The organism is Pedobacter sp. UBA4863 (assembly GCF_002399615.1).
GTDB lineage: Bacteria > Bacteroidota > Bacteroidia > Sphingobacteriales > Sphingobacteriaceae > Pedobacter.
The window spans coordinates 1-4,707 of sequence record NZ_DHDZ01000048.1 but is presented as its reverse complement, the minus strand read 5'-3'; the positions used below and the strand labels follow the sequence as shown (position 1 = coordinate 4,707).

Genomic DNA, 4,707 nt, shown 5'->3' with positions numbered 1-4,707 from the left:
TAACCAGTAAACCACCGCAAAACTTATAAAGTAAAGCTGCTCTGGGTCTCGTATTTTATATTTTGTACTCATTTCTTCTTTAGCCTTTAACATTTAGCACAAGCGGACGCTTGCGCTAGAAATTAAGCTTAAGCCAGAGGGGGCGGTAGGCTGTTGTCGCCAAACCTGTATCTTGCTGCCATTACTCTTTTCTACTACTATTTCCAGACTAAGTCTTCGGTTTCATATATAGATGTAAAAGCTATTACGGATAATATACAGTAAAGCAGGACAGCGTGGCCGTTAGTGGCTCGTATTCTTCGGTCTTATCGGTATCCAAATTTCTTCTTCTGATGTCGGGTCGTTGTTTTTGTATTTGTGGCCTAAAACTTCAAAGTGCGGTCTGTTATCCAAAACGTAGTCTGAATTTGGCAACCAAGTTCCTAAAATGTATTTAAAAATGGAATTGTCGGTGTTCAAACCTTTGTAGTCAAAAACTGCATAAAGTCCGTTTGGTAAAACAAAAGTCTCCATTTCGTTTGGCACGTTGTCAAAGTTTGCAACTTCAACTGTCGCCCAACGTTCAAATTCGTTTGTTGGCTTAATGTCTGCAAAATGTGTCGGTTTGTAAACTGCCAACGAAATCAGGTCGTTTGTCAAGTTATTGGTTATTTCTTTTCGTCGTGGCAAAAAACTACGCCAAAGTTCGCCAACTTTGTAGTTCGCAAAACTCATTGTTAGTCGTTTACCGACTAATTTTTTTTCGTTTGATGTTTCAATTCTTGGTGTCATTTTGATATATCAATTCGTATTTGTCATTCGAGACGATGTCGTGTTACACTTGCCACTAACGTTTTGAAAATTTGCGCATAAATGGCATTGCTTGCAGAACCGACGTCGTACCGCACTGAACTAAATAATTAGCAGAACCTGAGTTGAACCACCGTCAGCCATTTTTGTGCAAATTTGCTGTTATGTACAGTTGTATCTTTTCTGTCGTTGCGATATTCAAGCATTTCCTGTTTCAGTTCGGTCAGCCCTAAAACAATGAGTTCAGTTTTCTTTAAGTTTGTCATTAACAACTAAAAAATTCGGTCGGTCAGGCGTTATGTTCGGTCCAAAGTCCAATGGTTTGTCGTTCAACTGAGCGTTTTGGTCGGTCTAACACATGTTATAAAAGCGTTTAAATTCCGTTTATTTATTCATTCCGTTCGTTCAAAATATTCTTTCAGTTCGGTTTTTTGGTTCAATTTATTAAAAGCTTTGGTCAGTCCAATTTTGTCGGTTTGCAAAGTCGGGAACGTTCCTTAACTGATGAATTTCTGTCGGGGAACAATTGTACATAACGGTTGGCTAATTTGTGCAGAAATGGCATTGCTTTCAGAACCATTGTCGTACCGCACCAAATTAAATAAATAACAGATGAATTAACTTAAACCACCGTTGGCCATTTTTGAACAAATTTGCTGTTACCTGCTGGCGTTTTTATTCAGTTTTAATATGTTTTTAAATGCCTCTATAAATTTCATAAAATTTTCTTTTGTTGTGTCGTCTGTAATTTGTCCTTGTTCGCTTATTTTGCCTTTAATTCCTTGTATTAACAATGTTGTGTCGTTTGTGAATTTCGTCATTACAGTTTTCATAATCAACTGCAATTCTTCGTGTCCTTTTTCTCCACTGGCAGAAGCTGTTATCAGTCCCATTGGTTTGTCAGAGAAAACGGTCGTAGCAACACACCATTCAATTGCATTTTTCAGTCCACTTGGAATACTGAAAACATATTCAGGTGTACAAATTATTACTCCGTCTGAAATTTCTATGTTCTTCCTAAATTCTATTATTTCTGTTGGAGGATTTTTTGTCGAAAGTTCTGGGTCAAAGTGTGGAAGTGTTTTCAAGTCATTAAAAACGGTCAAATTAAATACATCATTTGTCAAAACGGCAAAATTGTCTATAAGTTTTTCGTTTGTAGAATTTCTACTTGCACTTCCAATAATTACAAAGATATTTTTCTTTTCTGTCATTGATTTCAGTCTGTCTATTAAGGCTTGTTACGCTTGCAGGTAACGTTTTGCAGATTTGCGATGGGCGGGATTTTTACCACTAATGTTGATGCGGAGCACAAAACTTTCGGCTACCACTAAACTGTCTGCGGAGCACGAAACCCCGCCTATTGCAAATGTGCTGTTATGCCTTCGTGCTTTATTTTTGTTTTGTTCCACTCACTATTCTTGAAATTATACCTGGTTGCGTAGTAAATTCTGCAATCAAAACACCTCCCAAATGGATAATCAGGAAAGGTATCAGATAATAAATAGAAAGAACATGAATTTCCTCCATAATATTCTTCATATTTTTCGGGCCGAATTCAATTGTCAATCCTGTAATTAGCGAAATTGTCAAACCAGCATAAAAAATTAGATAAACCCAATACTGAAATTTTACTTTTAAAGAAAGTTGCTTATCTAAAGGGTTCGCAAATTTCATGTTGCCAAAAAAAGGAAGAGTCAGTCTTAAACAAAACAATCCTGTTAAAATATAGCCCGTATAGATGTGCCAATCCCACATTGGTTTCCTAATTTGTTTTGCAAGCACAATCACTTCTTCACGAGATAATGTTTTGTCAGTAGCGGCAAGATAATTTTGAATGATGTCGGCCACATGTTCTTTATTCATCCATGTTAATCTTAGAAAAATTGTTATTAACAAAAAAATCAGACAAAAGGCTATCGCCCAGTGCATTATTCGGTAAATAATCGTGTAGTTTCTATTTTCCATAAATTATTGTTTTATAGTAATCCGTTGTTTCGTCATAGCATGAGGCATAACGGTTGGCGAATTTGTGTTGTAATGGCTTAGAAAGCACAAACTTGTCTGCCCGTATAAACTTAGTTAATTGCGATGAAATAACGTAAAGCAGTTCAGCCATTATAATACAAATTTGTGGTTAGCGGTTCGGCTTTTTTTTACATTTTGCTAATCATTTTCAAAGTTTTCAGGTCGTAAATGTGTATTTCGTTTTTGTCATTCTTATCGAATTTTTTGTTGTCGTTTGTGTCGTAATGTCCTGTAACGACAATTGTTCCAGTCAAACGATTAACCGTCCAAGTCCTTACAAAAAACTTATCTTCAGTCAGTTGAGTTTTTTCTTTGCCGTTTGGTGAAATAATTATGATTTGTGTAGGGTCGTTCCAGTCGATTCCGCTTTTACCATCTAGGTCAACTGTTCTTGCAGACACAACTACTAAGTTAATTTCTAGACTGTCGAGTTTAATTTGTTCAAGTTTCAAGATTCCAGCGTTCTTTGGAAAGTCAACTTGATTTCTTTCACTAGTTTTTGTGTTAATGAATAAAAGGTAACTACTTGTTGTTTCGGAAATCTTACTCCAGTTTTCAATTGAAGCTATTACATACTCTGTCCCAGAAACTTCTGTTAATTTGTTAAAGTGAACAAAATTATTTTTGTCCTGTCCGTAAACATTCATTGTCAAAACTGTCAGAGCGATAAATAGTATTTTTTTCATAGGTAATTATTTTTTTTCAGGATGTCGTCGTTTAAGCTGACCGCTAACTTATATATATGCGTAATAAAACTACACAAATACAACCATATCTTGCTGGCTTTATGTAGTTTTTTTTATTATTGGCAGTAACGTAAACTATCTAGCAGCACCTCGCTATACCCATTACTTACAAAAACACGTAACCAGTAAACCACCGCAAAACTTATAAAGTAAAGCTGCTCTGGGTCTCGTATTTTATATTTTGTACTCATTTCTTCTCAATTTAGCTTAAACCACAGGGGGCATTGCAGCAGTGCCATAGCTTATAGTGGAGGAAAAGGCTTGATAGAAATTGCCTATTTAACTTGGCAATAATTTGGCTATTGTTTAAAATTTATTAACTTTATAATACTAAATTAACTGATTATGAGCAACAAAGAAAGAAAAGTTGCCTTGTACCCGTCCAATTTATCGCCTTTCACCTCTGGTACGGACTACGCAAACTACAAGCTTTATAATTTAATTAAACAACAGTACAACCTGCTTAAAGGCGTACGCCTTACCACCTTTCATGTGGCCAAGTTTTATAAAAAAAACCAAGCAGAAATTGAAGAAATTATTTTCGGCTGGCCAGCAGCTCCAAAAAAGAAAAAGAAGAAAAAAAAGCCAGAAAACACCTAATTAACCGCCAATTAAACATTATTTAATTAAGCTCCTCTTACCTCTGGGTTTAACTGCCTTGGCAAATAAGCCATTTCTAAACACGAAAAACCAATATCCTTTAAAGAAAAGAGCATTGGTTTAAAATAAAACCAGAGGCATTTCAACTAAAAGCGAGTTTCTTATCAAGAAAAGCAGCTTACTTCGCTAGTAAAAAACATTTCTTATCAAGAAAACAAAGCTTCTTTTTAAGAACACCTCATCTCTTTAAAAGAAGTACAGCATTATTTCAAATAATTTTAGCGCTTGTTTAATTTTAAGCAAACCCGTAGTGCATTATTGCTTTAATTAGTTATCCTCCCCCTACCCCCTCCAAAGGGGGACACATGGCGTAACTATGCGATTTACATATGAGGTTGTCTCAAAAGTCTCCCGTCATCTCGAACGTTAGAGAGAGATCTGCTTCAGAAGCACTTCTAAAACAGATTTCTCCTCCTTCGATCGTCGAAATGACGATGTTAATTTGCTTTTGAGACAGCCTCCAGGGGGAGGATTTAAACTTGAT

8 protein-coding genes are annotated in these 4,707 nt (G+C 35.9%); 1 reads left to right on the top strand and 7 read right to left on the bottom strand.

The annotated features are described in order from the left end of the window. Positions 1–282 precede the first annotated feature (282 nt). From B3I52_RS12935 to B3I52_RS12905, 7 genes are all read right to left on the bottom strand, one after another. Positions 283–771: a GyrI-like domain-containing protein gene (locus B3I52_RS12935; RefSeq protein WP_293301884.1), complete on the bottom strand. Its 489-nt coding sequence runs from the start codon at positions 769–771 to the stop codon at positions 283–285. Between the two features lie 677 nt (positions 772–1,448). Beyond that, positions 1,449–2,003 carry an NADPH-dependent FMN reductase gene (locus B3I52_RS12930; RefSeq protein ID WP_293301882.1) on the bottom strand — a complete coding sequence of 185 codons (555 nt, stop codon included), beginning with the start codon at positions 2,001–2,003 and terminating at the stop codon, positions 1,449–1,451. Positions 2,004–2,030: 27 nt separating this feature from the next. After that, positions 2,031–2,201, bottom strand: a complete 171-nt coding sequence (locus B3I52_RS12925; RefSeq protein WP_293301880.1) for a hypothetical protein — start codon at positions 2,199–2,201, stop codon at positions 2,031–2,033. Further along, positions 2,182–2,721 (bottom strand): cytochrome b/b6 domain-containing protein, encoded by a 540-nt coding sequence (locus B3I52_RS12920; protein ID WP_293301921.1) that lies wholly within the window; start codon positions 2,719–2,721, stop codon positions 2,182–2,184. The genes B3I52_RS12925 and B3I52_RS12920 overlap by 20 nt, the downstream gene beginning before the upstream one ends. Positions 2,722–2,746: 25 nt before the next feature. Next, complete coding sequence (locus B3I52_RS12915) at positions 2,747–2,908, bottom strand: hypothetical protein (RefSeq protein ID WP_293301879.1); 162 nt, start codon at positions 2,906–2,908, stop codon at positions 2,747–2,749. A 37-nt stretch (positions 2,909–2,945) separates the two neighbouring features. Then, positions 2,946–3,503: a hypothetical protein gene (locus B3I52_RS12910; protein ID WP_293301877.1), complete on the bottom strand. Its 558-nt coding sequence runs from the start codon at positions 3,501–3,503 to the stop codon at positions 2,946–2,948. 116 nt (positions 3,504–3,619) lie between these two features. Beyond that, positions 3,620–3,754, bottom strand: coding sequence for a hypothetical protein (locus B3I52_RS12905; protein ID WP_293301875.1), 135 nt, complete (start codon positions 3,752–3,754; stop codon positions 3,620–3,622). Positions 3,755–3,908: 154 nt separating this feature from the next. Here B3I52_RS12905 and B3I52_RS12900 point away from each other — a divergent pair, with 154 nt between their 5' ends. Then, the gene (locus tag B3I52_RS12900) at positions 3,909–4,163 is read left to right on the top strand and encodes a hypothetical protein (protein ID WP_293301873.1); all 255 of its coding nucleotides are present in this window, start codon (positions 3,909–3,911) and stop codon (positions 4,161–4,163) included. The last annotated feature ends 544 nt before the right edge of the window (positions 4,164–4,707 follow it).

What these genes read in the sequence shown, in the direction of transcription:
- B3I52_RS12935 (WP_293301884.1), bottom strand. Translation starts at nt 771, where the DNA reads ATGACACCAAGAATTGAAACATCAAACGAAAAAAAATTAGTCGGTAAA.
- B3I52_RS12930 (WP_293301882.1), bottom strand. Translation starts at nt 2,003, where the DNA reads ATGACAGAAAAGAAAAATATCTTTGTAATTATTGGAAGTGCAAGTAGA.
- B3I52_RS12920 (WP_293301921.1), bottom strand. Translation starts at nt 2,721, where the DNA reads ATGCACTGGGCGATAGCCTTTTGTCTGATTTTTTTGTTAATAACAATT.
- B3I52_RS12915 (WP_293301879.1), bottom strand. Translation starts at nt 2,908, where the DNA reads ATGGCTGAACTGCTTTACGTTATTTCATCGCAATTAACTAAGTTTATA.
- B3I52_RS12910 (WP_293301877.1), bottom strand. Translation starts at nt 3,503, where the DNA reads ATGAAAAAAATACTATTTATCGCTCTGACAGTTTTGACAATGAATGTT.
- B3I52_RS12905 (WP_293301875.1), bottom strand. Translation starts at nt 3,754, where the DNA reads ATGAGTACAAAATATAAAATACGAGACCCAGAGCAGCTTTACTTTATA.
- B3I52_RS12900 (WP_293301873.1), top strand. Translation starts at nt 3,909, where the DNA reads ATGAGCAACAAAGAAAGAAAAGTTGCCTTGTACCCGTCCAATTTATCG.